Below are 24,060 nucleotides of genomic sequence, written 5' to 3' on the forward strand. Positions count from 1 at the left end.
CTCGCCGGGGCCCGCGTCGCCGCCCCCGTAAGAGGGGCCGAATGGCCTGGTCACCGGGGGTGGGCAGCGGACATCATGGGGACATGACGGGCCGTAGACCGGATGCCAGGTGTCCGCTTCGCCCCGGGCAGCCGTGCACGCTGTGTCAGCTGGACGTGACCGGGCCGCAGGACTGCCCGCTGGTCTACCTGGTGATGACCGACGAGGAGTTGCGCGCCGGCACGCACCGGGCGTCCACCAGCCGCAGCGCGTTGGCACCGGCGACCAGCCGGCGCTCCGCTTCGTCGAGCCCGGCCTGAGTCAGGGCCGTCTCGACCCGCTCGCGGCTGGTCTCGCGCGCACCGATCGGCCAGTCCCCGCCGACGAGCACATGATCGGCGCCGAGCAGGTCGGTGGCGAACCTGATCGCCGCCGGGACGAACCCCATCGTGTCCAGGTAGACGTGGGCCCGCTGCGACGCCGGGGCAGCGGCCGTGATGTGCTGCCCCTCGTCCGTCGCGGCGGCCAGCGCCAGGCCGGCCACCCCGAGCATCGGGAACACCACGTGCAGCCCGGGCAGTTCGGCCAGCACCCCGTCGGTCAGCAGCGACAGCAGCGCGGCGGCGTTGATGGTGCCGCGGGCCAGTGAGGTGCCGAACCGGTCGAGACCGGCGAAGGCGAGGGTCATCGCCGCCGGGCTGATCGGGTGGGCGAAGACCGGGACGCCGAGTTCCGCCGCGACGGTGAGGGTGGGCCGGGCGGCCGCCGCGCCGAGCAGTTGCCCGTCCGTGGCGCAGTCGACCACCAGGCCGGACAGTCCCAGCTCCCGCACGGCGCGGACGGCCTCGTCGGCGGCGGCGTCACCGGCGAAGGCGTCGACGGTGGCCAGGCCCCGCAGCCGCTGCGGTGCGGACGCCACCGCCTCGGCGAGATGGTCGTTGAGCCGACGCAGGTCGTCCGGGTGGGTGCGTTCGCCGTACGGGGTGACCAGGGCCGGTGGTGCGCTGAGCACCCGCAGGTCGACGCCGCACCGGCCGGCCTCGGCGAGCAGGCCGTCCAGGTCGGCGATGCGGCGGGCCAGCCTGTGCCAGCGCCGCACCAGTTCGGGCGCGGCCTGGTGCGGGGGCAGGGCCGGGTAGGCCGGACAGGCGTAGTGGGTGTGGAAGTCGGCGACGAACATCGACGGCATCACAGGTCGACGAAGGTGTACGTGAAGCCGCGCTCGGCCCGGTGCACGTATCCGGCGGCCGGGAACGGGAAGTGCGTCGGCACCAGCAGGTCGCCGGAGTCGGCGACCCGTTCCAGCAGGCGACGGCGCTGGTCGGCCGAGTCGCCCGGCACGACGCAGTACCGGATGCTCCACTCCGGACGTTCCAGTTGCACCCCGTGGTGCAGCATGTCGCCGGCGAACAACGCCCGCCGACCGGCCGACTCGACCACCAGGTAGACGTTGCCGGGGGTGTGCCCGAACGCGGGCACCAGATGGATCTCCGGGCTGATCACGTGATCGGCGGGAATCAGGTCGAGCACCCCGGCGTCGCGCAACGGCAGGATGCTGTCGGCGAGGTAGTCACCCGTGCGGGCCATGGCCGCCGCGCCCTCGGGGCCGGTCCACCAGTCGTACTCCTCGCGGACGACCAGGTAGCGGGCGTTGGGGAAGGTGGGCACCCAACCACCCGCGCCGTCGGAGCTGGTGGCGAAGCCGACGTGGTCGACGTGCAGGTGGGTGAAGACCACCGTGTCGATGTCGTCGACGCTGACTCCGGCCCGCGCGAACTGTTCCAGGAAGGGCCGGTCGGCGCGGTCGAACACGCCGCCGTTGCGCGGCTTGCCGTTGCCGCCACCGGCGTCGACCAGGATCAGCCGGTCACGGGTCTTCAGCAGGTGGGCCTCCTGGTTGAGCACGATCCGCCCGTCACGGGTCCAGGGCTCGGCCGTGTAGAACGCGCCGTCGGTCCAGGACTCGGTCGCCAGCTGGGGGAAGAAGTCCGTCGGGAGGGGGAAGTAGTCGACCTCGCGGATCGGGAACACCTCGACGTCGCCGACGGAAAACGACCAGAGCGGGCCGTCGCCGCCGCCGGTGTCCTGCCAGCGGGGCGTGGTGTCGGGCTGCGGGCTGGTCATGGGGCCACCTCTTCCAGTTGCGGTGTGCGGCGTACCTGCGCGTAGACCTGGGCGCGCAGTTCGCCGAAACGGGCCGATGAGCGGGTGCCGAGCTGGTCGCGCTCGGCCGGCAGGTCGATCGGGAACTGGGCGATCACCCCGGCCGGTGAGGCACCGAGGACGACCACGCGTTGGCCCAGGTAGACCGCCTCGTCGATGTCGTGGGTGACGAACAGGACGGTCATCGCGTACCGGTGCCAGAGGCGGGCCAGCAGATCCTCCAGGTCGGCGCGGGTCTGGGCGTCGACGGCGGAGAACGGCTCATCCATCAACAGCAACCGGGGCCGGTACGCGACGGCCCGGGCGATGGCGACCCGCTGCTGCATGCCACCGGAGAGCTGCCACGGGTACGCGTCGGCGGCCGGTCCCAGGCCGACGGCGTCGAGCGCCTCGGCGACCAGTTCGCGACGTTCGGCGCGGCCCACACCCCGGCTGCGCAGCGGCAGCTCGACGTTCTGCCGGACGGTCTTCCAGGCGAACAGGCTGCGCCCGTACTCCTGGAAGACCACGCCCAGGTCGGCGGGGGGTTCGGTGACCTGTCGTCCGGCCAGGAAGACGTCCCCGGTGGAGGCGGGCAGCAGCCCGGCGATGATCTTCAACAGGGTGGTCTTGCCGCAGCCGGAGGGGCCGACGACGGCGACGAACTCGCCGTCGTCGACGGTCAGGTCGACCCGGGCCAGGGCCTGCACGGTGCGTTCCCGCGCCCGGTAGGACTTGCCCAGGTCGACGATGCGCAGCAGGGCGTCGTCGGAGGTCACCACGACTCCTCTCGTCCGGTGGCGCCGCGATGCCACCGCAGGGCACGCCGCTCGATGATTTCGAAGACTTTTGCCAGGCCGAAGCCGAGCAGGCCGAGCAGGAGCACACCGCTCCACATCTCGGGGATGGCGAAGGTGCGCTGGAAGCGGATCACCGTGAAGCCCAGCCCGTCGGTGCTCATCAGCATCTCGCTGACCACCATCACGATGAGCGAGATGCCGAGGGCCTGCCGGGCCCCGGCGAAGACCTGCGGGGTGGCGGCGCGCAGGATCAGCCCGTGCCGGCTCCAGGCCCGCAGCCGGTAGGCGGCGGCGGTGTCGAGTTGGACCTCATCGACAGCGCGTACCCCGTCGGCGGTGTTGAGCAGGATGGGCCAGACCGCGCCCGACGCGATGACGATCAGCTTGGTGGCGTCGCCGATGCCGACGGCGACGAGCAGCACCGGGATCAGCACCGGGGCGGGCAGCACCCGGAAGTAGGCGAGGATCGGGCTGGTCAGGTCGCGTACCACCGACCAACGGCCGACCAGGTAGCCGACGCCGACGCCGACCAGCAGCGCCGCCGCGTATCCGACAGCGAGCCGCCGCAGGCTGGGCAGCACGTCGCGGAAGAACACGTCGGAGAACCACACCTGACCGAACGCCTCGACGATGCGGCTCAGCGGCGGCAGGAAGATGGTGGTGCTGTCCGCGCTGAGCACCCACCAGGCGGTGAACAGCAGCACCGGCAGGCCCAGGGCGAGAGCGACGGTGCGGGCACCCCGGTTCAGGCCGGCGACGACGGCTGCCTTCATCGGGCCGCCACCTCACGCCGGGTCGCCACGTGCCAGTGCAGCAGCCGTCGCTCGGCCAGCCGGGCGGCCACGTCGAGGGTGATGCCCACCCCGCCGGTCAGCAGCACCAGCGCGTACATGCCGGTGAACTCGCCGGACTCCTGGCTGGACCAGATCAGCTCGCCGAGCCCGGCGGCGCCCATCACCAGCCCGCCGGTGATGGCGAGGGCGAGGGCCACCGAGACGATCAGCCGCAACGCCGTGCCGAGGTACGGAAGCACGCTCGGCCAGGTGACGTGGACGACCCGACCCAGCCGGCCGATCCCGATGGTGCGGGCGGTGTCCACGGCCACCTGGTCGACGTCGCGCAGACCGTAGAGCACCTGGAACAGCACGATCCAGAAGCAGGAGACGGCGACCAGCAGGACGGTGATCTGCGCGACGTCGAGCACCAGCACCAGCACCGGGATCAGCACGATCGACGGCACCGGGCGCAGGAAGTCCAGGGTGGACGAGGCCGCCCGCAGCAGCCACGGCACCGAGCCGACGGCGAAGCCGACCACGACTCCGGCCACCAGCGCGATCAGCAGGCCGACCGCCGCGACCAGCAGGGTGCGGCCGGTCGCGGTCCAGAAGCGCGCCTCGGTGAGCAGTTCGGCGGCGCGCGGCACGATGGCCGTCAGCGGGGGCACGTGCAGCGGCGAGAAGAACGCCCTGGTCACCGCCTCGTAGCCGATCGCGGCGAGCAGCAGCCCGAGGATGCCGAGCAGCCGCCGGCCGGTCGCGCCGACCGGCTGCCGGGTGTACGCGGGCGTACGACCGCCGGTGTTCACGGCAGGATCAGCTCGTCGAGGTCGGGTGTGGTGTTGATCAGGCCGTCGCGTCGGGCGTACCCGGCCAGCTTCTCGGCGGCCTGCCGGCTCACCTCGTCCCGCCAGCCGGTGATGGTGATCCTGCCGGCCACCTCCGGGGTGATCTGGGTGAAGGTGGGGATCTTCGCGCGGACCTCGTCCTCGTGCTCCCGGGCGTACGCGTACGCCTCCCGGATCGCGGTGCGGAACGCGGTGACCACCTCGGGCTTGCGCGTGACCAGGGCGCCGGAGGTGTACCAGGCGGAGACAGTGAGGTCTTCGGCCAGGTCGGTGAAGCCCCAGCCGATCGGCACCGCGCCCTGCGCCTTGGCCGCGGACAGGAACGGCTCGACCACCCACGCGCCGGCCACCCGGCCCTCGCTGATGGCGGCGGGCACCTGCGGGAAGGGGATCTCGACCAGCTTCAGTGATTCCGAGTCGCCGCCGTCGGCACGTACCGCCTCCCGGGCGGCGGCAGCCGCGATGTTGGTCAGGATGTTGACCGCGACGGTCTTGCCTTCGAGCTGTTTCGGGCTGGTGATGCCGGAGTCGGCGGCCACCACCAGCGCGCCGTAGTCGGCGCCGGCCTTGCCGGTGGAGGCGGACGCCGGCACCACGGCCTTGACGTCCAGGCCCTGGGTGCGGGCCACGATGAGGGTGGTGAGGTCGCCGGTGGCGAAGTCGACCTTGCCGGCGAGCACCGACGGTACGGAGGTCAGGTCGGAGGTCTCGGTGTCCACCTCGACCTTCAGGCCGTGTCTGGCGAAGATGCCCTTGTCCTCGGCGAGGTAGATCGGGGCGAGGTGGCCCAACGGTGACGAGGCGAGGGTGATGGTGGTCAGGCCGTCGTCCGTACCGGCGGCGCCGGTGGCCTGGTCCGAACCGCAGCCGGTCACGGCGGCGCCGAGCAGCGCGGCGGCGAGCAGGCCCGCGGCGCCACGGCGGAACGTGGTGGGAAGGCTGGGGTGACCGGTGATCCGGGTCGTGCGGAACATGGTTGATCTCGATTCTCAGGTCGTGGAGGGGTTGGTCGACGCCGGTCAGAAGCGCAGGCGCAGGTCGAGGTCCTTGACGTGGTCCGGGAAGGGCGTCACACCGCCGAGGGCGAGCGCGCCGAGGCTGGATTCGGCCGCCTCCTCGATCGCCACCACCAGGCTCGCGGCGTGCTTCGCGTCGTCTCCGGCGACGAGCAGGCCGTGGTTGCCGAGCAGCACCCCGTACGTCTGCGGGTGGGCCTGGTAGGTCTCGGCGATGGTGCGGACCGCTTCGGCGGTGCCGCGGGGTGCCCAGGGCGCGACCGGGACGTCGACCGCCTGCCCGTGCACGAGCAGCGCTTCGTAGCGGGCGGGGAGGCTGACCGAGGCGAGGGCGTAGCTGGTCGCGTGCGGCGAGTGGGTGTGGATGACCGCGTTGACGTCCCTGCGGGTGCGGTAGACGCCGACGTGCATCTTCAGGATGGCGGCCACCGACGGGCTGGGCGCGCCGTAGCGCACCTCGCCGTCGAGGTCGACCACGACGACCTCGTCGTTGACCGTGCGCAGCGCCGGTAGGCCGACCCGCAGGTCGCTCGCCGGCCAGGGGCGCAGCAGTTCGCCGGCGTTGACCGCGAGCAGGTTGTCGTGTCCGGGCAGGCGGACGCTGATGTTGCCGTGTCCGCTGGCGGACATCGCCGAGGCGGCGAAGATCCGGTTGATTCCGGTGGTCAGGTCGGTGCGCGCGGCGGCCAGTTCGTCGGCGCCGAAGGGGGCGTTGCGCAGTGTCGAGGGCGTGGGGGTGTGCACGGTGATGGCCTCGCAGGCTCGGGTGTCGATGGGTGTGCCGGATGCACGCGCCGAGCGGCGCGTGAGATGAGTAGCCGCGCGCAGGCACGGCGGGAGGAAGCGCGGTACAGCCGCGGACGGCCGCCCGACGGACGGACGTCGACGTCGGATGGGGCCGTACGGGGAAGAGGCCGGGCCGATCAGGCGGCGGCCGGTGGCCGGGTCAGCGGCCGGGACAGAGCGCGCTGCCGGTGCGGCCGTAGTCGACCGCGCGACGGGCGGTCAGCAGCAGAGGCATAACCCTAGTATGCCCGTAGGATTTATGGGCGATCAAGACGGGTGGGCCTGTGACCTGCGCCCCAGCGCCGTCGACCGCAACTCGCGCTGCGCGAGGCGGTGGAGTCGGCCACGCCACTGCCGTACGGTGAGACGATGATCGACCCGGTGAACACGATCCGTCAGGTGTGCCTGGGGCTGCCCGAGGTCAGCGAACGTCTCAGCCACGGCACACCGACCTGGTTCGTCCGCGACAAGAAGTGCTTCGCGCAGCTGTGGCCGGACGGCCACCACCGCAACGACTTCCCGCACCTGTGGTGTGCCGCGCCGCCCGGCTCGGCCGCCGAGTTGATCGCCGCGGACCCGGACGTCTACTTCCGGCCGCCCTATGTGGGCCATCGCGGCTGGGTGGGCGTACGCCTGGACACCGGCGTGCAGGCCGACGAGGTGGCCGAGGTCATCGAGGACAGCTACCGGGTCGTGGCGCCCAAGACCCTGGTGGCCCGCCTCGACGCGGCCGTCACGCAGGGCTGAGCACGATGGTGGGCCCGACGCCACGGTCGGGCCCACCACGGTCAGGTCACTGGAACGACACGTCGTCGAGGTAGAAGCCGTCGGTGCCCGAGGCCGTCTCGACGTAGAAGCGGGCGTTGGACAGGGTGCCGCTCCACGACACGGTCGCCGTACCGGTGAGCTGGGTCCAGCCGTTGGCGTTCGCCGTCGCTGCCGGGGTGAGCTGGACGTAGTTCGTGGTGCCGTTGGCGGTCACCGCCAGGGTCGGCCGCACCGAGGGGGTGCCGCTCTGCGAGCGTACCCACAGGGTCGTGGTGTACGTCCGGCCGTTGGTCAGCGCCGAGGTCACGTCCTGGCTGGGGCCGTTCCACGATCCGGTACGCCCGGAGTGCAGCAGTGACCGTGCGCCGCTGCGGACGACGGTGGTGGCCGACGACAGGGTGCCGCTGCCGAACACCGACCAGCCGGTCGTGCCGTTCTCCATGGTGCCGTTGGTCAGCAGGTTCCCGCCGCTGCCCGAGCCGGCGGTGAACCGCCAGTTGTTGATGTTGAGCAGGTATCCGCTGCCGCCGGTGAACCGCAGGTAGAGGTCGCGGGTGCCGGTGGCGCCGCTGACGTTGCACGAGGTGTTGGTCCAGTTCTGCCAGCCGCCGGTGCCGGCCACGGCACAGGTGCCGACCAGCGGGCCGGTGGCGCTGTCCAGCCGCAGTTCGATGGTGCCGCCGCTGGAGCCCGAGGCGACCCGAGCGGTGAACGACGACGCACCGGTGCCGAAGGCGACACCCCGGACCCGGATCCAGTCGCCGTTCTCGATGAACCCGACGTTCACGCCACCCTCGCTCGACGCTTCGGTCTCGATGCCGTTGCCCCAGTTGATGGTCTCGGCCTCCTGGGTGACGTACGGGTTGAGGGTGCCGATCTGCGGCGCACCGGCGCTGGTCATGTTCATCACCGGGATCGACCCGTCGGCGTTGTAGGAGAAGCGTTCCACCGCCACCGAACGGGTGTAGCCGCTGCCGCCGGGCAGGGCACCGTTGTGGTAGAAGAAGTACGAGTTGCCGGCGTAGTCGATGATCCCCGGGTGGTTGGTGAAGCTGGCGCCCTGCCGGGGCATGACCGTCCCCCGGTAGGTCCACGGTCCGGTCGGTCCGGGTGCCGTGGAGTAGCCGATGAACTCGCTGCAGCACTCGGCCGCGAAGACGTTGTAGTAGACGCCGTTGCGCTTGTAGACCCAGGGGCCTTCCTCGTACAACGTCGGGCGGCTGGAGTTGCCGGTGCGGGTGCCGAAGCCGGCGGTGGTCAGCGGGATCTGCGTCGGGCTGCCGGAGAAGGAGATCATGTCCTGGTTGAGCCGGACGTACCACAGGTTCGGGTTGCCCCAGTAGAGGTAGGCCTGACCGTTGTCGTCGATGAAGGCGTGCGGGTCGATCTCACCGTTGCCGACCAGCGGGCGGCCGAGCGCGTCCCGAAACGGTCCGGTCGGTGAACTCGACACCCCGACCCCGATGACCATCTGCCCGTTGGACCGCTGCCGCACCGGCACGTACCAGTAGAACTGGCCGTTGCGTTCGATGACGTGCCCGGCCCAGGCGTTCGCGTCCGCCCAGGCGAACGTGCTCAGGCTCATCGGCACCCCGTGGTCGGTCCAGTTCGACATGTCCGTCGAGGAGAAGACCCGCCACTCCTTCATGGTGAAGTACGTCGAGCCGTCCTCGTCGCGGCCGGTGTAGACGTAGACCCGGCCGTTGTGCACCAGCGGCGCCGGGTCGGCGGTGTAGACGTGCTGGACGATGGGGTTGTCCGCCTTCGCCGGTGCGGCGAAGAAGGTCACCAGCATCAGCGGAACGGCCAGCCAGGCGAGCCAACGTCTGACTGGCCGGCCGCGCAGGGGTACGAATTCCATGGTGGACTCCTGAGGGTGGTGGAAGGCGTCCGACGCCCGGCCGGTCCGGGACGGGACCGCCGGGTGGGGCGGGTGCAGCGGGTGGACGGGACCGCGACGTCGACAGCCGGTCGAGCCATCGAAGAGCGACGAATGTTAGCGCCAACATCACGCCACTCGGCCCTCACGGCACCCGCACGCGACGTTAACATGTGAGCGATCACATAAACAAGAAATCGATCGATGCCTGCCGGCTGTCGTTCACGGTCGACAGGTGGCGCGGGTGCGGTGCCCGACCAGCGGCCGGATACGGTGGCAGGCATGGCGACGGTACGGGTGACGGCGTGGTCGCACTGACCTGGCACGGGCACAGCACCGTGTGGATCGAGGATTCCGGCACCCGGCTGCTCACCGACCCGCTGCTGCGTGACCGGCTGGCCCACCTGCGCCGTCGACGTGGTCCGCTCCCCCGGCTGCCCGGTGCACCGGACGCCGTACTCGTGTCGCACCTGCACGCCGACCACCTGGACTTCGCGTCGCTGCGCCGGCTGCCCGCCCGGACCCTGCTGGTGGTGCCGGCGGGCGCCGCCCGGTTGGTCCGCCGGGTCCTCGGCCCGGCCGCCGGCACCTGCACGGAACTCTCGCCGGGCGAGCAGATCACCATCGGCCGGGTCACGGTCCGCGCGGTACCCGCGCATCACCATCCCGGCCGTGGCCCCTGGTCGCGGCAGCAGGCGCCCGCCATCGGCTACCTGATCGACGGTCAGGCCCGTACCTGGTTCGCCGGCGACACCGGCCTGTTCGACGAGATGGCCGACCTCGGGCCGGTCGACCTGGCGCTGATCCCGGTCGGCGGATGGGGTCCCACCCTCGGGCCCGGTCACCTCGACCCGCGGGCGGCGGCCGAGGCGGTACGCCGCGCCGCCGCAGCCTGCGCGGTGCCCATCCATTACGGCACCTTCTGGCCGATCGGCTGCGACCGGATCCGCCCGGACCGGTTCCTGCACCCCGGCGACGACTTCGCCCGACACGCCACGGCCGTCGCCCCGGGCACCCGGACCGTGGTGCTGCACCCGGGTCAGTCCGTCACCGTGCGTCAGTCGTGACCGCCACGCTTGGCGCGCTGGCCTGGCTCGCCGTGGTGGTGCTCTTCGGCGCCGTCGTCCCGGTGGTGCCGACCGGCGCGGCGGTCAGCGGCGCCGCCGCCCTCGCCGCACACCAGGATCCGGTGACCGTGCTGCTCGTCGTACTCGCCGGGGCGATCGGGGCGTACGTGGGTGATCTGGCGGTCTACCTGGCGATGTGCTGGGGCGGGGAGCGCTTCGCGCGGCGGCTGCGTTGGCTGCGCGGCCCGAACCGGCTCGACCGGGTGTCGGCGCGGGTACGCGAGGGCGGGGTGACGATGTTCCTGGTGTCCCGGCTGATACCCGGCGGCCGGTTGCCGGTGCTCCTGGCCGCGGCGGTGTCCGGGCTGCCCTGGCGGCGGTTCGCCGTGGCCAACCTGCCGGCCAGTCTGCTGTGGTCGGCCCTGTACGCCGCGATCGGCGTGCTCGGCCGGGCCATCTTCCCCGAACCGTGGCAGAGCGTGGTCGCCGCGATCCTGATCGTGGTCCTGATCAGCCAGGCACTGGGCTGGTGGGGACGCCGACGCCCGCTGCCGGTTCCGCCACCAGCGTCACCGGCTCCGCCGGCCTGACGGTCGGCCTGGTCGGGCTGGCCGGGCTGGTCGGGTTGGTCGGCTCGGTCGGGTTGTCGGGTTGACGCAGGCCGAGCCGGTGCAGCCAGCCGAGCAACTGACGATGCACCGCGTCCGGTCCGACCAGTTCGCCCTGCTGCGGCCAGCCGGCGGGATGGATGAGCACGGCCTCGTTCTGCCACCCGCCGAGCCCGCCATGGCTGCCCACCAGCTCTTCGAACGCCGGCACCTCCTCGAGGCCGGGCTCCACCGCGCTGATCACCACCAGGTCGCCGACGTGCGCCATCTGCTGGTGTCGCAGCAGGTCGTGCCGAGCTCGCGGCCCGTAGGGTGTCAGCGGATCGTCGCCGTCGACCTGGCCGTCGGACAGCCGATGGACTCCCCGCGCGCCGATGGCCAGCGGGCCGGCGGCGGAGTCGACCACCACCAGGCCGATGCCGGGATGGGCGGTCAGGCCGTCGATCAGCCCGGGGGCCACGGTGTCGACGCGGTCGCGGGTCAGTCGCCCCGGATGGTGGGCGAGGTAGATCATCGCCAGGTTGCCGGAGGCCACCACCACGGTCTCCGGCTCGTTGTGGTCGACGGCCGGCGCCGGGTCGGCCGCCGCCGGCGTTCCGGTCGCCGAGCGGGCCGCCACCCGGGTCGCCGTGGCGGTCATCCCGCTGCGGCCGGTGACCTCGGTGAGCAGCCGGTCGACCCGCTCCCACGTCTCGGGGCGGCCACCCGGCTCGTCGTCGACCGGCGCCGGCAGGATCTCCTGGGTGGCGGTGAGCCGCCGTACCAGCTGGGTCAGCGACTCGCCGTAGCGCTGGCGGAACGTGGCACCCTGGCTCTGCCCGTGGTCGCTGAGCACCACGACGTGGTAGCGCCGGGCCCCTTCGGCGGCCAGCCGGTGCAGGATGCCGAGGGTGTGGTCGAGCGTCTCCAGGGCCGCCATCGCCTCCGGGCGGGCCGGCCCGGCGTGGTGGGCCACCTCGTCGTAGTCGACGAAATCGCAGAAGATCACCGGTGCGCCCCGGGCCATCTGCTCGGCGATGAGCGCGACGTTGAGGTCGCTGAGCAGGCTGGCCAACGGCCGCAACGCCAGGTAGGAGCCGCCCCGGTCGGCCCTGGGCTGCACGCCGCGTACCCGCCGCCGACGGGCCCCGTGCAGTTCCCGCAACACCTGACCGGCTCCGAGGACCACCGCGCGGGCGAAGCCGTACGGGCTGGTCATGAAGGCCGCGTAGCCCGGGGTGGAGCGTCCGGGCAGCCCGGCACGGCTGATGGTGAACAGGCTGGTGGGAGCGTCACCGGAGAAGGCGGTGCTGATGCTGACGCCGCCGTCGCGCAGCAGACCTCGGCCGGTGGAGACCCGCCGCTCGACCTCGGCCGCGTCCCGGGGGCGGCTGGTGACCACGAGCCGGCCCGGTTCACCGTCGGCTGTCGCCTTCTCGTACCAGCGGTAGGCCGGCACGTGGTCGACCTCGCCGTACAGCAGGCCCGCCTGCGCGGCCGGGGTGGTGGCCGGCAGCCCGGTGTGCCAGCGGGTCATCCGGTGACTGCCCGACCGCAGCCAGCGACCGATGGTCGGCAGGTTGCCCGCGCGCACCGCCCACTGCACCACCGGTGCGGCCACCCCGTCGAGCTGGATGATCAACAAGCCGGCCGCCGGTTCGGCATCCTCGGTGGACGTGGCAGCGGCCCGACGCCACGGTCGCCAACGCGGACGGCCGTCGAGGCTGCGGCGGACCCGACTCATCAGCCGCAGCATCTCGCTGACGAACGAGTCGTCGGTGCCGGCGTCGGCCAGCCAGTTGACCACCGCGGCGAGCGCCACGGCCAGCCAGGCGGCGGCGAACGCCACCGGGAACCCGGCCACGTGCGCCTCCGGCGCCAGCCGCAACGCCACGTACATCACCAGCGCCTGGACACCCACCCCGATGGCCAGGGCACCGAGCCCGCCGAGCGCGGTGGCCAACGCCAACAGCAGCGGGCGTAACACCGCACCGACCGCGGTGACCAGGCCGACCAGCCACAGCAACCCGACCAGGCCGGTGGTGGTCACCCCGGGCAGCAGCCAGAACGTGGCGCTGAGCACCACGAACGAGGTCACCATGCTGCGCACCAGCGCCCGCATCCGGGCGAGGGTCGGGCGGTGGTAGTCGCGCAACATCCGCAGGCCGAGCCGGACGGTCTCGGGTTGAGCCTGTCCGGCAGCCACCTGCGGTTCCATCCCGCCACCATGCCACAGCCGAACCACCAAGATCCAAAAGGCCGAGCGGTCGACGGTGCCCGCGCTCACCGGGTCGGTCGGGTCGGCCAGCAGCGCACCGCCAGGACGCCGGCCAGCAACGCCGCACCGACGAGGTGGATGAGGCGTACGCCGGTGGCGGCGGGGAACGACGCGCCCGGCAGCATCGGCACCGTGACCAGGCCCACGGCGGCGACGACGATGACGACGCCCCAGAACGCCCCCGGGCGGATGGCCCACTCGGGCCGGTCCGCTCCCCTGACGTCGGGCCGCCCGAGACGGGCCAGGCACCAGATCGCGACGACGGCACCGAGCACGGTGCTGGTCAGATCCGACACCGTCCACCAGGCGACGTCGGTGACGCTTGCCCAGCGGACACCGAACACCACGACCAACCAGTCGTCCGTGTGGGTGAGCCAGTCCCAGGCAAGATGGCTGGCCGCACCGAGCAACGCCGAGGTGACGGTGACCCACGAGCGATGACCGCCGCCCGCCGGCCCGTCGACCCCCCACCCGAACCGGCGGTTCTGCGGCAGATGGGCCGCGACGGTGCCGATCGAGGACCGGAAGATCCAGGCGTACGCCAGTGCCACGGGTAGGCACCACCAGATCAACGCGGGCCAGGTGTGCGTGTCGGGGAAGCCGGGGCCGTCCGCCCGGTACATCAGGTGGCCCACGTCCGGTGCCACGGCACCGCTCGACAACGCCACCCCGTCGAACCACCGTGGCCGCCACAGCTTCAGCGGCAGGACCGCCGCCAGATGCGAGGGCAAGGTCAACGGCACCGCGGAAGTCTAGTGGCCGGCGCCTGTCAGCCGAACCGGTCGTCGACCTCGGCCGCGACCGGCTCCGGGGCGCGCATCCGCCAGGCGTCGGTGACGAGTTCGGCGAGGCGCTCGGCGTCCACCCGCGCCAGTCGCAGCATGACCAGGGGCAAGCCGTCGTAGCCGGGGGTGGTGAAGAACGTCTCCGGTTCCCCCAGCAGCAGCGCCTGCTTCTCGGCCTCGTCACCGACGTACAGCACGGCGATGTCGGTGCGGATGGTGCGGGGCTTGCCGGGGCGTCGCTCAGGATAGGACCAGACGAAGCCCTTGTCCGCCACCCGGAAGTCGAAGCCGTCGCTGTCGATCTCCACCACCTGGGGCAACGCCAGCGCGAGGCGCCGCACGTCGTCGGCGTCAGCCATCGTGGCCCCCACCGGCATTGTGGCCCTCACCGGCATCGTGGCCCCCACCGGACACAGCCTGCTGCATGCCGCCAAGGCTAGTGGGCGGGTCCGACATCCCGACGTCGGCGGTGTACCGACCTGCGCCGACGGGTACGACGATAGGCTGTCGTCGTGTCCACGCCGGCTCTCGACGCCCTCGCCGCGGCCGGCCTCCGCCACCAGGTCGTCGAACACGGCCCGGTCCGCAGCCTCGACGAGGCCGCGGCCGCCCTCGGCGTGGCGGTGCCCGACGTGGTGAAGACCCTGGTGGTACGCCGCGGCGACGACGACTACCTGTTCGTGCTCGTTCCGGGTGACCGGGTCATCTCCTGGCCCCGGCTACGGGCGCTGCTCGGGGTGAACCGGCTGTCCCTGCCGGACGCCGACACGGCCAAGGCGGTGACGGGCTACGAGCGGGGTGCCATCACCCCGTTCGGCGCGACCACCCGATGGTCGGTCGTCGCCGACGAACGGATCCGGGGCCGCACGATCACCCTCGGTACCGGACGACACGGTACGGCCGTGCTCGTCGAGGCCGACGCGGCTGTGGCAGCACTCGCGGCCACCCTCGCCGACATCACCGACCCCGCCGGATGACGACGGGCCTGCTTCCAGCCGACGGTGATCGACTCCGTTTCGCTGAAACGGCGGTATCCCGCCACTGCGCACCCCGCCGTTTCGGCGAAACGGCGCGCCGCGGCAGCGGCCCGGTGCCTCACCGGCTGGACAGCGCCTTCTCCAGCTGCTCCTTGGACATCGAGGAGCGGCCCTTGATGCCGCGCAGGCGGGCCTCGTTGTAGAGCTGCTCCTTGGTACGCCCCTGCGCTCCAGTGTGCGACCGCTTGCCGCCGCGATGTCCGGACGAGACGTCGTCGAGCGACGATCGGCTCGCGGTACGCGACTCGCCGGCCCGGGCCCGTTCCTTGTTCACCGTCCGGGCGGCGATCTCCTTGGCGCGGCCCTCCCCCACGCCACGCTTCTTGGCGCTGGCCTTGATGTGTTCGTACTGCCGTTCCCGCTTGGGACTCGATCCTGCTGGCATCGCTTTCCCTCCGCACGACCTGGGACGGGGACTCCTTCCGGTGCAGACATGCCCCGGTCCACCCAGGCCAAACACATCGACGATCGACCTGTCGAAGCTCCGCCGGCCGTACCGCCGGTGACGCGGCGGCGATCGACGCGGTGGTGGAGTGGGGCGTCGGGGTCGGGCGTGGCGCTGATTCGTAGGGAAACACCGGATTCGGCGCGGGGCCGGACGGCATAGCGTCGGAGGATGCTCAGAACTCCGTTCGTCGGCCGGCTCGCTGGCCGGGTCGACGCGGTCGCCGTCCGTCGCTGGATCAGCGGCGCACTGGCCCTGACCTGCGCCGTCGTGCTGACCGCCGGATGCAGCAGGGTCAAGCTGCCGGGTGGCGGCGGGGACGCCGACGACCGGTACGGGTACGCCCCGAAGCCGGACGACTCCGTGGTCTACCAGCCGGACGTGGTGCTCGTCGAGGGCGGCGGCAAGGCCATCCGCTCGGTCAGTGACGACGGGTTCACCTATGTCGTCGACGGTGACGCCCCCGGCGCGGACGAACTCCAGCCCGGCAAGATCATGTTCGCCACCAGTCAGGCGGTCGGCCGGGTGGTACGGGTGGAGAAGTCCGGCGGCGACCGGGCGGTCACCTTGGCTCCGGTGCAGCTGACCGATGTGGTCCGCGACGCGGACATCACCTTCGACCAGCCGCTCGACCTGACCGCGCAGCAGTTCAGCCCCTTGCCCGACCTGCTCGGCGAGGTGGTCGAGGAGGAAGCACCGGCCACCCCCGTGCTACCCGACGCGGCGGACGCCACCGGCCTGACCGGCAACGCCATCGGCCTCGGCGGCGGCACGGGCGGCGGCGCGCTCGGCCTGGGTGGGAACGAGGGTGGGCTGTCGGATCTGCGGATCGCCGTGCCGCCGATCGCGCTCGGGCCCGCTCGCGCACCCGGCGGCGGGGGCGCGGCCCACAGCATGGAACGGAAGATCGGCGGGTGGGGCGTGACCGCCTACCTGGGTCGTACCGCAGTGGGCCTGACCGCGCAGCACAGCACGGCGGCCTCCGGCCTCAAGGTCGACTTCGACATCCAGTTGCTCCTCGACAACCTGCGGCTGTCGGGCAACGTGAAGGTGACCAACGGGGTGATCCCCCACCCTCGGTTCCGCATCGACGGGGTGCACGGTCTCGCCATCACCGTCGCAGCCGGCGCGCAGGGTGGGTTGAGTGACAACAAGAAGGCGCGGATCGAGCTACCGATCGAGTTGTCGCAGCCGATCATCATCGGCGGCTTCCCGGCGACGCTCAAGCAGACGTTCAAGTTCCTCGTCCAGACGGCATTCACCGCGAAGAACGGCAACATCTCGGGTACCGGCCGGTGGGGTCTGACCGGACCGATCGGTTACGAAGGGGGTTCGGTGCTCACCCCGACCTTCTCCGTGCAGCAGAGCATCATGCAGTCGCTGCGGGGGGTGTCGGTCGGCGTCGAGGCGATCGTGGTGGCCGCGGAGTTCCGCTTCGGTCTGATGCTCGGTCTGCCGGTGGCCGGTGCCGGGCCGTTCGTCGGCGTGGTGGCCTCGCTGGGGCTGACCAACGGTTCGGCGGCCGGTCGGGTGGGTCTGCCGTTGGCCGGGCCGGCGGTGAAGTGTCGGGGCACCACGCTCGTAGTGACCGCACGGGCCGGTGAGGGCCTCAACGTTTCCGCGCCGTTGGCCAAGGCGATCGAGGTCGTACTGGGGGTGCCGATTCCGAAGGAGGCCACCTTCGTCAGCAAGGACATCATCAACCGTACCGTCGTCGAGCCGGACGTACCCCTGTGTCGTGAGTGAGGCGCGGGCCGCGCGACGTGCCGGGTGCCGGACAGGGCTCCGGCCCGGCGGGAATCCGCCGGGCCGGAGCTGTGGTGCTGTGGTGACGGGGGTACGGATCAGCTGGTCCGCACCGAGCCGTTGACCTTGGTGTCGCGGATGGTGGCGCCCGGGGCGTTCACCGAACCGTTCACGCTGCTCTCGACGATCGACACCACCGAGGCACCGGCGGCCTGGATCGAACCGTTGAGCTTCGAGCCGAAGACGATCAGACCGGCACCCGGGTTCACCTTGATCGCGCCGTTCTGCGTCACCCCGTCGAAGCAGGTGATGCCGGACTTGATGGTGAGACTACCGTTCTGGCGTCCACGCAGGACGGTGGTGCAGGACGGGTAGCTGGGCTGGGTCTGGACGTTCAGCTCCTCGAAGGCGATCGCCCGCGCGTTGTTGGTACGCGGGTCGTCCAGCTTGAGGACGTCCAGGCCCTTCTGAATGTCGTTCGAGTAGATGTAGCCGTTGTTCCAGTACGCCGACCAGGATCCGCCGAGGATGGACCGGGTGTCCGACAGCGGACCCCGCTCCCAGTAGGCGATCTCGAACGGGTTGGCGGAGTCGGTGAAGTCGATCACCGAGATGCCGCCCTGGTACCACGCCTGGACCATGATGTCGCGGCCCATGGCCGGGATCAGCGAGCCGTTGTGGGCGACGCAGTTCTCCCGGGTGCTGTTCTCCCGCGGGATCTTGAAGTAGCTCTTGAAGACCAGCTGGCGGTTGGCCCCGGAGCCCTCGATGTCGTAGATCGCGTTCGCGCCCTGGTTGTCCCGGTAGGCCGGGGTGCAGATCGCGCCGCTGCCGCCACCGAGCTCGTCGGTGAACAGCACCTTGGTGCCGGCGTTGTTGAACGTGGCCGAGTGCCAGAACGCGAAGTTCGTGTCCTGGACCTGGCTCAGCACCACCGGGTTCTCCCGGTCGGAGATGTCCATCAACACACCGTCACCCATGCAGGCGCCGGCCGCGAGGTCCAGCTCCGGGTAGGCGGTGATGTCGTGGCAACCGCTGGTGCGGGCGCCGCCGCCGTCCGGGAAGAGCACCGGAGTGGACACCACGGAGGCGCTGGTCGGGTTCGCGACCGGAACCTTGATGATCGAGATCTTGTCGTGCGGCGTCTTGCAGTACGCCGCGGTCGCCGACGGGCTGTACGACTGGACGTAGACGTACACGTCCTTGCCGTCCTTGCTCGGCACCAGCGTCAAGGTGTGCGAGCCGCAGTCGGTACGGACCGACTTGATGTAGCGCGGGTTCGCCTTGTCGCTGACGTCGAAGATCCGCACACCCTCCCAGTGGTCCGGGTTGGCCACCGAGCCGGCGCTGCTGTTGCACGAGTCGTCGCTGCGAGGCGAGTCGACCGCGAAGAACAGCAGGTTGCCGAAGACCGACGGGTCGCCCTGTCCACCGGGGCAGATGACCTGGCTGACCACCTGCGGCGAGGCCGGGTTGCTGACGTCGAAGACGTTGAACCCGTTGTAGTTGCCGGCGAACACGTGGTCGCCCTGGAACGCCAGGTCGCTGTTGTACGAGGACTCGGCGGCGAGGCCGCCGAACTTCGGCACGTTGGCGATCTGGGTGAGGTTGGCGCTGCTGACGATCTCGTCAACGCCCGGGATCACGTTCGCGGCGGCGCTTGCCGGCGCCGCCGCAACCGTGCTGAGGAGGAGGGCGCCAGTGGCGGCGAGGCCGAGGATGGCCCTCCGCTTCCCTCGCGCGGTCGGTTGTGACATGTAGTTACACCCTTCGTCGTGGGTGAATTGGGGGTAGCGGGACGATAACCTGCGACACCGGGAATCTTTGTGATTTGGGTCACAGTAGACCGGACGCCATGATCACGATTAGGCAACACCGGGAGCACGAACAACCGCAGGAACGACTAATGACGTCTTTTCCGCGTCCCCAACCCCTGCTGTCATATCCGCAGGTCGCGTTACGATCCCGGCCAACCTCGGGTCCACGGCGGGAGGCAAGTCGTGCAAGGCGTACGGATAGGCAAGGTTCTCCGCCAGTCGCGGGCGGTCGTGCTGGTCGAACTGGCGGTGCTGGCGGTGCTCGCCGTCGGGGCCACGGTGCTGTTCCTGCTACCGGAAGACACATCGGAGCCGGCGGCGACCGCAAGCCCGACGCAGGCCATCGAGTTGCCCGGCCTGCCGGACTCCACCGCGCCGGTGGTGATGCCCGGCCGTCCCGGCGAAGAGGCCCGGACGGCGCCGGCGAACGAGGTGTCGGCCCTGCCCCGCCAGCCGCACAACAACGCGGACATCCGCTTCGTCACCATGATGATCCCGCACCACGAGCAGGCGTTGGTGATGGCCCGACTGGTCCCCGAACGAGGCGAGAACGAGCAGCTCAAGCGCATCGCGGCGCGCATGCTGGCGGCCCAGGAGCCCGAGATCAAGTTCATGGAGACCTGGCTGGCCGAGCGCGGTCTGGACCGCAACTCCGGCGGCGACCACCGGCACACGATGTCCGGCATGCAGTCGGCGGAGGCGCTGAACCGTCTCACCGCCGCTCGCGGCGCCGAGTTCGACCGGATGTTCGTCGCCATGATGACCGAACACCACGAGGGCGCGATCAAGATGGCCAACGAGGCGCTCGTGCTCGGCAGCGAACCCCTCATCAACGAGATGGCCAGCAGCGTGGTGGTGGAGCAGAACGTCGAGATCAACCGGATGCGCGCGGTGCTGGCCAGCGGAAACTGACCTACGGGTACGGGCGACGCCGACCCTGCCACCGCCGTTCGTCGGGCCGGTGGCGCCTGACCCGACGACGGCGGGGAATGTCGGGGGTGGCCGATAGCGTGCGGGCTGAAACCGACGAAAGAGGCCCGCCGTGACCGAGCCGACCTTGACGACCGAGCCGACCTTGACAGCAGAGCCGATGCCACCGACCGGGCCGCCGTTACCGGCCGAGCGTGCCGACCTGCTGGAAGCGCTGCAACTGCACCGCTTCTTCCTGCGGAACACCACCCGCGACCTCACCGACGAACAGGTCGGCCAGCGCAGCACCGTCAGCGAGCTGTGCCTCGGCGGGCTGATCAAACACGTCGCCGACACCGAGCAGACCTGGACAAGCTTCATCCAGCACGGTCCGACGTCGATGCCCAGCGTCACCGACCCGGCCACCTTCGAACAGCGAGCGCTGACGTTCCAGATGCTGCCCGGCGAGACCCTGGCCGGCATCCTCGCGGCCTACGACACGGTCGCCCAGCACACCGACGACCTGATCCGTACCCTGCCGGATCTGGACGCCAGCCAACCCCTGCCCGACGCACCGTGGTTCGAGTCCGGTGTCCGCTGGTCGGCGCGCCGGGTGCTGCTGCACCTCATCGCCGAGACGTCCCAGCACGCCGGTCACGCCGACATCATCCGCGAGGCCATCGACGGCACCAAGAGCATGGGCTGACGGTCGGACCACCAGCGGCGGCAGGTCGCGGTCTGCGCAGCCGGACCACCAGCGCGGCTCCGCTCAGCCCGGCCACCGGCGCGACAGTCCGCTCAGCCTGGTCACCGCGGCGGCGGATCAGGGTCCTCTCAGGACGCCGGGTGACTGGCCGGGGAGCCGTCAGCTGGCATACTCGGCCGGGCCAGGTCGGGCCGAAGATGGTGGTGGAGTGCAGTTCCGGGTGCTGGGGCCGCCGGAGGTGGTCCGGGACGGGCAGGTGGTGCCGCTCGGTGGGCCCAAGCAGCGGGCGCTGCTGGTGCTGTTCCTGCTTCGGCCGAACCGGTTCGTCGCCGCCGACTGGCTGGTCGACGCCCTGTGGGACGGTCGACCGCCGCCCAGTGCGAACATCACCCTGCGCACGTACGTGGCGGGGCTGCGCCGGGCCGTGGAGCCGCACCGCTCCCCCCGCGAGACGGCCCGCGTCCTGCGGAGCCGATCGAAGGGCTACGAGCTTCGAGTCGACCCTCACAGCATCGACGCGACCCGGTTCCGGCAACTGGTGGACCGGGCGGCGGAGCGCCTGAACGCCGGTGAGCCGGCGGCCGCCGAACGCGACTACCACGACGCGTTACGGCTCTGGCGGGGTGAGCCGATGACCGGGGCGGCCGAGTTGTCCGCGGTGCGTCCCGAGGCGGCGCGGCTGGCCGAGCTGCGACTCATCGCCGAGGAGGGACGGTTCACCGCGGCCGTCGCCGCCGGCCGGCACGCGACTGTCCTCGCCGAGCTGCGTCAGTTCGTGGCGGCCCATCCGGTACGCGAGACCGCCCGCGCCCAGTTGATGCTGGCGCTGTACCGGGCCGGCCGGCAGACCGAGGCGCTTGCCGCGTACGACGAGGGCCGCCGGATCCTGGTCGACGAGTACGGGATCGATCCCGGCGCGCACCTGCGCGAGCTGCACACGCTGATCCTGGAGCAGGCGGTCGCGCCGGCCGCGAACCCCCCGACCGTCCACTCTGCCGGCGGAGTCGTCGGCATCCACGCCCGCCCGCCCCTGCTGCCCTCGCAGACCGCGACCGCCTCGCCCGCGCCGACGCAGACCGACAGTCCGCTCGTACCGACGCAGACCGAAACCAGCCCGCTCGTACCGACGCAGACCGAAACCAGTCCGCTCGTACCGACGAAGGCCGAGATCGGTCCGCTCGTGACGGCGGCGCACGGCACGACCCGTCCGCCCGGCGTGCCGGTGCAGGTGGGGGCCGGTTCGCGTCTGGTGCCGGTGGGGTCGGGTGACCCGGCGGGAGCGCTGGTGGGTCGGGGTGCCGAGCTGGCCCGACTGGTGGCGGTGTTGGCCGGGGCGACCCGCGAGCACGGCCGCAGCGCCATCGTGGTCGGTGAACCGGGGATCGGCAAGACCAGCCTGGCCGCGACGGTCAGCGCCGTCGCCGGGGCCGACGGCGTCGCGGTGGTGTGGGGACACTGTCCCGACCTCGGGCAGGCGCCGCCGTTCTGGTTGTGGCGGCAGGTGGTGCGCGGCCTCGCGGCCATGCCACAGGTCGGGGCCAGCGGAACGGTGCGCGGGCTCGACGCGTTCGCCGCCGGGCCGGCCCACGACGCGACCGGCGAGGTCAGCCCCGATCCGGCGGCCCGGTTCCAGGCGTACGAGGCGGTGGCGGAGCTGGTCCGCGCGGCGGCCGAACCGGCGGGGCTGCTCATCGTCCTGGACGACCTGCACGCCGCCGACCCGGACTCGTTGCTGCTGCTGCGGTTCCTCAGCACCGCGCTGCCCGGCACCCGCGCCCTGGTGCTGGCCACCCTGCGGCCGTACGAACACGACCCGGCGCTGGTGGCCACGGTGGCGGAGCTGGCCCGCGGCCCGGGCTTCGGTCGACTGCGGCTGACCGGGCTGACCACCGACGCGGTGGCCGACCTGGTGCGGCGACGCACCGGCGCGCCACCGGCCGGGCCGGCGCTGGCACGGTTGGTCACCCGCACCGGCGGCAACCCGTTCTTCATCACCGAACTGCTGCGTGCCCGCGCCGATCCGGCCGGTACGGACCTGCCGCCGAGCATCCGGGACACCGTCCGGTTGCGCCTCGGTGGGTTGCCCGCGGCGACCCGCGACTGTCTGGCTCTGCTCGCGGTGGCCGGCGACGATCTGGACGCCACCACGATGGCCGAGGTCCTCGAACTGCCGGCCGACGCCGTCGCCGAGGCGCTGAGCGCGGCCTACACAGCCGAGTTGGTCACCGAGGCCGAGCCGGGCGGGGTGCGGTTCCGTCACCCGCTGTTCGCCGAGGTCGCCTACGCCGAGTTGCCGCCGCCTCGGCGGGCCACTCTGCACGCCCGGCTGGCCGGTGTCTACGAACGGTCCGGGGTGGTCGGCCCGGCCGAGTTGGCGCGCCACTACGGGCAGGCCGCCGGACTCGGTCACGAGGAGGAACACCTGCGGTGGTCGCTGGCGGCGGCCGACGACGCCACCCGACGGTTCGCCTACGAGGACGCGCTCGGCCACCTGCACCGGGCGGCGCACCGGTTGGCCCGGGCCGTCGGCTCCGCCACGGCGGCCCGCACCGAACTCGACGTGCAACTGCACCGGGCCGCGTTGCTGCAGATGACGGTGGGTGTCGGCGCCGACGCCGTCGACCAGGTCTGTGCCCGGGCCCGCGAGCTGCTCGCCCTGGTCGGGCCGGACACCGACGTACGGCCGGCGTTGTGGGCGCTGGGCGAGCTGGCCGCCAACCAGGCCGACTACGCCGGCTGCACCGACCTGGCCGAGCGACTGTGCCGAGCCGGCACCACCGCCGATACCCACACCGGCACCGGCACCGGCACCGGCACCGGCACCGATGAGTTGACCGTGGCGGCCGGTGAGTACCTGCTCGGGGTGGTCGGCTACTTCACCGGCCGGCTCGACGCGGCCGACCAGCGGCTCACCGCCGCGATCGACCGGCTCGGGGCGGTGGACTCGCGGCTGCTGGGCCGGCAGGTGGGTCGCCTGCCGGTGCTGGCCGCGTACAACTTCCGCGCCCTGGTCAGGTCACTGCGCGGTGACCCGGTGGCGGCCCGGCGCGACATCCGGGACGCCGAACTACTCGCGGAGCGGCTGGACGATCCGTACGGTCGGGCCAACGCCGCCTTGTTCGCGGCATGGATGGGCCTTCAGGAACGGGACGTGCCGACGGTGCGGGCCGCCGCCGCCCGGTGCCAGGAGATCGGCGCAGCCGACGGGATGCCGCACTTCGTGGCCACCGGTGGGTTCTTCCGGGAGTGGGCCGCCGCCCGAGGCGGTGCCCCGGACCGGCTGGCGGCGATGCGCGCCGCGGTGGAGGGCATCTACCGTCCGGGGCTGCGCGCCACCCGCACCGTCACCTTCACCGCGATGGCCGAGGCGTACCTGGCCGCGGGTGACCGGGACACTGCGGCGGCGTTGGCGCAGGACGGCCTGGCCGTGGTGCACCGGCTCGGTGAGACGGTGTTCGCCGCCGAACTGCACCGCATCCGCGGCATCGCCCGCGACGACCCGGCCGCGTTGGCGGCCGGTGCCCGCCTCGCCGAGGAGCAGGGCGCCGAACTGCTGCTGGCCCGGTTCCCGCCGCAGTTCGGCGGCCGGTCGGGCTGACCTCAACAACATCTCCACGCCTCTTCCACACCCGGCTGCTGTGCTGACCACCGTCAGATCCGGCCCGGGCACACCGGGCAACGGTGTGGGA

At 71.8% G+C, this 24,060-nt stretch carries 21 protein-coding genes and 1 pseudogene; 9 read left to right on the top strand and 13 right to left on the bottom strand.

Annotated elements, in window-relative coordinates; translation table 11 throughout:
• Positions 1–41: 41 nt before the first annotated feature.
• Positions 42–299 carry a DUF6767 domain-containing protein gene (locus JMF97_RS32215; protein WP_368856431.1) on the top strand — a complete coding sequence of 86 codons (258 nt, stop codon included), beginning with the start codon at positions 42–44 and terminating at the stop codon, positions 297–299.
• Here the strand turns inward: JMF97_RS32215 and JMF97_RS10600 are convergent.
• Genes JMF97_RS10600 through JMF97_RS10630 form a run of 7 tightly spaced genes read right to left on the bottom strand, consistent with a single transcriptional unit; the run spans position 185 to position 6,305 of the window.
• A complete protein-coding gene (locus JMF97_RS10600) occupies positions 185–1,159 on the bottom strand; it encodes an amidohydrolase family protein (RefSeq protein ID WP_203221382.1) in 975 nt (324 codons plus the stop codon). The two genes, JMF97_RS32215 and JMF97_RS10600, sit on opposite strands and share 115 nt — an antisense overlap.
• Before the next feature lie 8 nt (positions 1,160–1,167).
• Positions 1,168–2,103: an MBL fold metallo-hydrolase gene (locus JMF97_RS10605; protein WP_203221383.1), complete on the bottom strand. Its 936-nt coding sequence runs from the start codon at positions 2,101–2,103 to the stop codon at positions 1,168–1,170.
• Positions 2,100–2,900 carry an ABC transporter ATP-binding protein gene (locus tag JMF97_RS10610; protein WP_307816859.1) on the bottom strand — a complete coding sequence of 267 codons (801 nt, stop codon included), beginning with the start codon at positions 2,898–2,900 and terminating at the stop codon, positions 2,100–2,102. Before JMF97_RS10610 ends, JMF97_RS10605 begins: the two co-directional genes overlap by 4 nt.
• Positions 2,897–3,694, bottom strand: coding sequence for an ABC transporter permease (locus JMF97_RS10615; RefSeq protein ID WP_203221385.1), 798 nt, complete (start codon positions 3,692–3,694; stop codon positions 2,897–2,899). The genes JMF97_RS10610 and JMF97_RS10615 overlap by 4 nt, the downstream gene beginning before the upstream one ends.
• Positions 3,691–4,506 carry an ABC transporter permease gene (locus JMF97_RS31235; RefSeq protein WP_203221386.1) on the bottom strand — a complete coding sequence of 272 codons (816 nt, stop codon included), beginning with the start codon at positions 4,504–4,506 and terminating at the stop codon, positions 3,691–3,693. Before JMF97_RS31235 ends, JMF97_RS10615 begins: the two co-directional genes overlap by 4 nt.
• On the bottom strand, positions 4,503–5,519 hold the full coding sequence (locus JMF97_RS10625) for an ABC transporter substrate-binding protein (protein WP_203221387.1): 1,017 nt from the start codon (positions 5,517–5,519) through the stop codon (positions 4,503–4,505). The genes JMF97_RS31235 and JMF97_RS10625 overlap by 4 nt, the downstream gene beginning before the upstream one ends.
• A gap of 45 nt (positions 5,520–5,564) precedes the next feature.
• Entirely contained in the window at positions 5,565–6,305 is a 741-nt protein-coding gene (locus JMF97_RS10630; protein ID WP_203221388.1) for a class II aldolase/adducin family protein, read from the bottom strand.
• A 411-nt stretch (positions 6,306–6,716) separates the two neighbouring features.
• Between JMF97_RS10630 and JMF97_RS10635 the strand changes: the two genes are divergently transcribed.
• Positions 6,717–7,094, top strand: coding sequence for an MmcQ/YjbR family DNA-binding protein (locus JMF97_RS10635; protein WP_238359062.1), 378 nt, complete (start codon positions 6,717–6,719; stop codon positions 7,092–7,094).
• Between the two features lie 46 nt (positions 7,095–7,140).
• Here JMF97_RS10635 and JMF97_RS10640 read toward each other — a convergent pair whose 3' ends face one another.
• A complete protein-coding gene (locus tag JMF97_RS10640; protein ID WP_203221390.1) occupies positions 7,141–8,976 on the bottom strand; it encodes a family 43 glycosylhydrolase in 1,836 nt (611 codons plus the stop codon).
• A 323-nt stretch (positions 8,977–9,299) separates the two neighbouring features.
• On the opposite strand from JMF97_RS10640, the gene JMF97_RS10645 reads away from it, so the two are divergent.
• Both JMF97_RS10645 and JMF97_RS10650 read left to right on the top strand, forming a co-directional pair.
• Positions 9,300–10,061: an MBL fold metallo-hydrolase gene (locus JMF97_RS10645; RefSeq protein ID WP_203221391.1), complete on the top strand. Its 762-nt coding sequence runs from the start codon at positions 9,300–9,302 to the stop codon at positions 10,059–10,061.
• On the top strand, positions 10,058–10,651 hold the full coding sequence (locus tag JMF97_RS10650; protein WP_203221392.1) for a DedA family protein: 594 nt from the start codon (positions 10,058–10,060) through the stop codon (positions 10,649–10,651). The genes JMF97_RS10645 and JMF97_RS10650 overlap by 4 nt, the downstream gene beginning before the upstream one ends.
• Here the strand turns inward: JMF97_RS10650 and JMF97_RS10655 are convergent.
• The 3 genes from JMF97_RS10655 to JMF97_RS10665 all read right to left on the bottom strand — a co-directional run bounded on the left by JMF97_RS10655 (position 10,572) and on the right by JMF97_RS10665 (position 14,070).
• Positions 10,572–12,866: an alkaline phosphatase family protein gene (locus tag JMF97_RS10655; RefSeq protein ID WP_203221393.1), complete on the bottom strand. Its 2,295-nt coding sequence runs from the start codon at positions 12,864–12,866 to the stop codon at positions 10,572–10,574. The genes JMF97_RS10650 and JMF97_RS10655 overlap by 80 nt on opposite strands.
• A 65-nt stretch (positions 12,867–12,931) precedes the next feature.
• Positions 12,932–13,669, bottom strand: coding sequence for a DUF4184 family protein (locus JMF97_RS10660; protein ID WP_203221394.1), 738 nt, complete (start codon positions 13,667–13,669; stop codon positions 12,932–12,934).
• A gap of 26 nt (positions 13,670–13,695) precedes the next feature.
• Complete coding sequence (locus JMF97_RS10665; protein WP_203221395.1) at positions 13,696–14,070, bottom strand: MmcQ/YjbR family DNA-binding protein; 375 nt, start codon at positions 14,068–14,070, stop codon at positions 13,696–13,698.
• A gap of 153 nt (positions 14,071–14,223) precedes the next feature.
• On the opposite strand from JMF97_RS10665, the gene JMF97_RS10670 reads away from it, so the two are divergent.
• Positions 14,224–14,688: an aminoacyl-tRNA deacylase gene (locus JMF97_RS10670; protein WP_203221396.1), complete on the top strand. Its 465-nt coding sequence runs from the start codon at positions 14,224–14,226 to the stop codon at positions 14,686–14,688.
• A gap of 118 nt (positions 14,689–14,806) precedes the next feature.
• Here the strand turns inward: JMF97_RS10670 and JMF97_RS10675 are convergent, their stop codons facing one another.
• Positions 14,807–15,133 (bottom strand): plasmid stabilization protein, encoded by a 327-nt coding sequence (locus JMF97_RS10675; RefSeq protein ID WP_203221397.1) that lies wholly within the window; start codon positions 15,131–15,133, stop codon positions 14,807–14,809.
• Between the two features lie 231 nt (positions 15,134–15,364).
• Here JMF97_RS10675 and JMF97_RS10680 point away from each other — a divergent pair, with 231 nt between their 5' ends.
• On the top strand, positions 15,365–16,939 hold the full coding sequence (locus tag JMF97_RS10680; RefSeq protein WP_203221398.1) for a hypothetical protein: 1,575 nt from the start codon (positions 15,365–15,367) through the stop codon (positions 16,937–16,939).
• Positions 16,940–17,319: 380 nt separating this feature from the next.
• On the opposite strand, the pseudogene JMF97_RS10685 reads toward JMF97_RS10680, so the two are convergent.
• Positions 17,320–18,696 (bottom strand): annotated as a pseudogene (locus JMF97_RS10685) (LVIVD repeat-containing protein); the annotation flags it as partial.
• Between the two features lie 243 nt (positions 18,697–18,939).
• Here JMF97_RS10685 and JMF97_RS31240 point away from each other — a divergent pair.
• From JMF97_RS31240 to JMF97_RS10705, 3 genes are all read left to right on the top strand, one after another.
• Entirely contained in the window at positions 18,940–19,668 is a 729-nt protein-coding gene (locus JMF97_RS31240; protein ID WP_203221400.1) for a DUF305 domain-containing protein, read from the top strand.
• A 130-nt stretch (positions 19,669–19,798) separates the two neighbouring features.
• Entirely contained in the window at positions 19,799–20,371 is a 573-nt protein-coding gene (locus JMF97_RS10695) for a DinB family protein (RefSeq protein ID WP_307816861.1), read from the top strand.
• Between the two features lie 208 nt (positions 20,372–20,579).
• Complete coding sequence (locus JMF97_RS10705) at positions 20,580–23,969, top strand: ATP-binding protein (RefSeq protein ID WP_307816862.1); 3,390 nt, start codon at positions 20,580–20,582, stop codon at positions 23,967–23,969.
• Positions 23,970–24,060: the final 91 nt, after the last annotated feature.

This window comes from Micromonospora fiedleri, from assembly GCF_016774385.1.
Taxonomy (GTDB): domain Bacteria; phylum Actinomycetota; class Actinomycetes; order Mycobacteriales; family Micromonosporaceae; genus Micromonospora; species Micromonospora gifhornensis.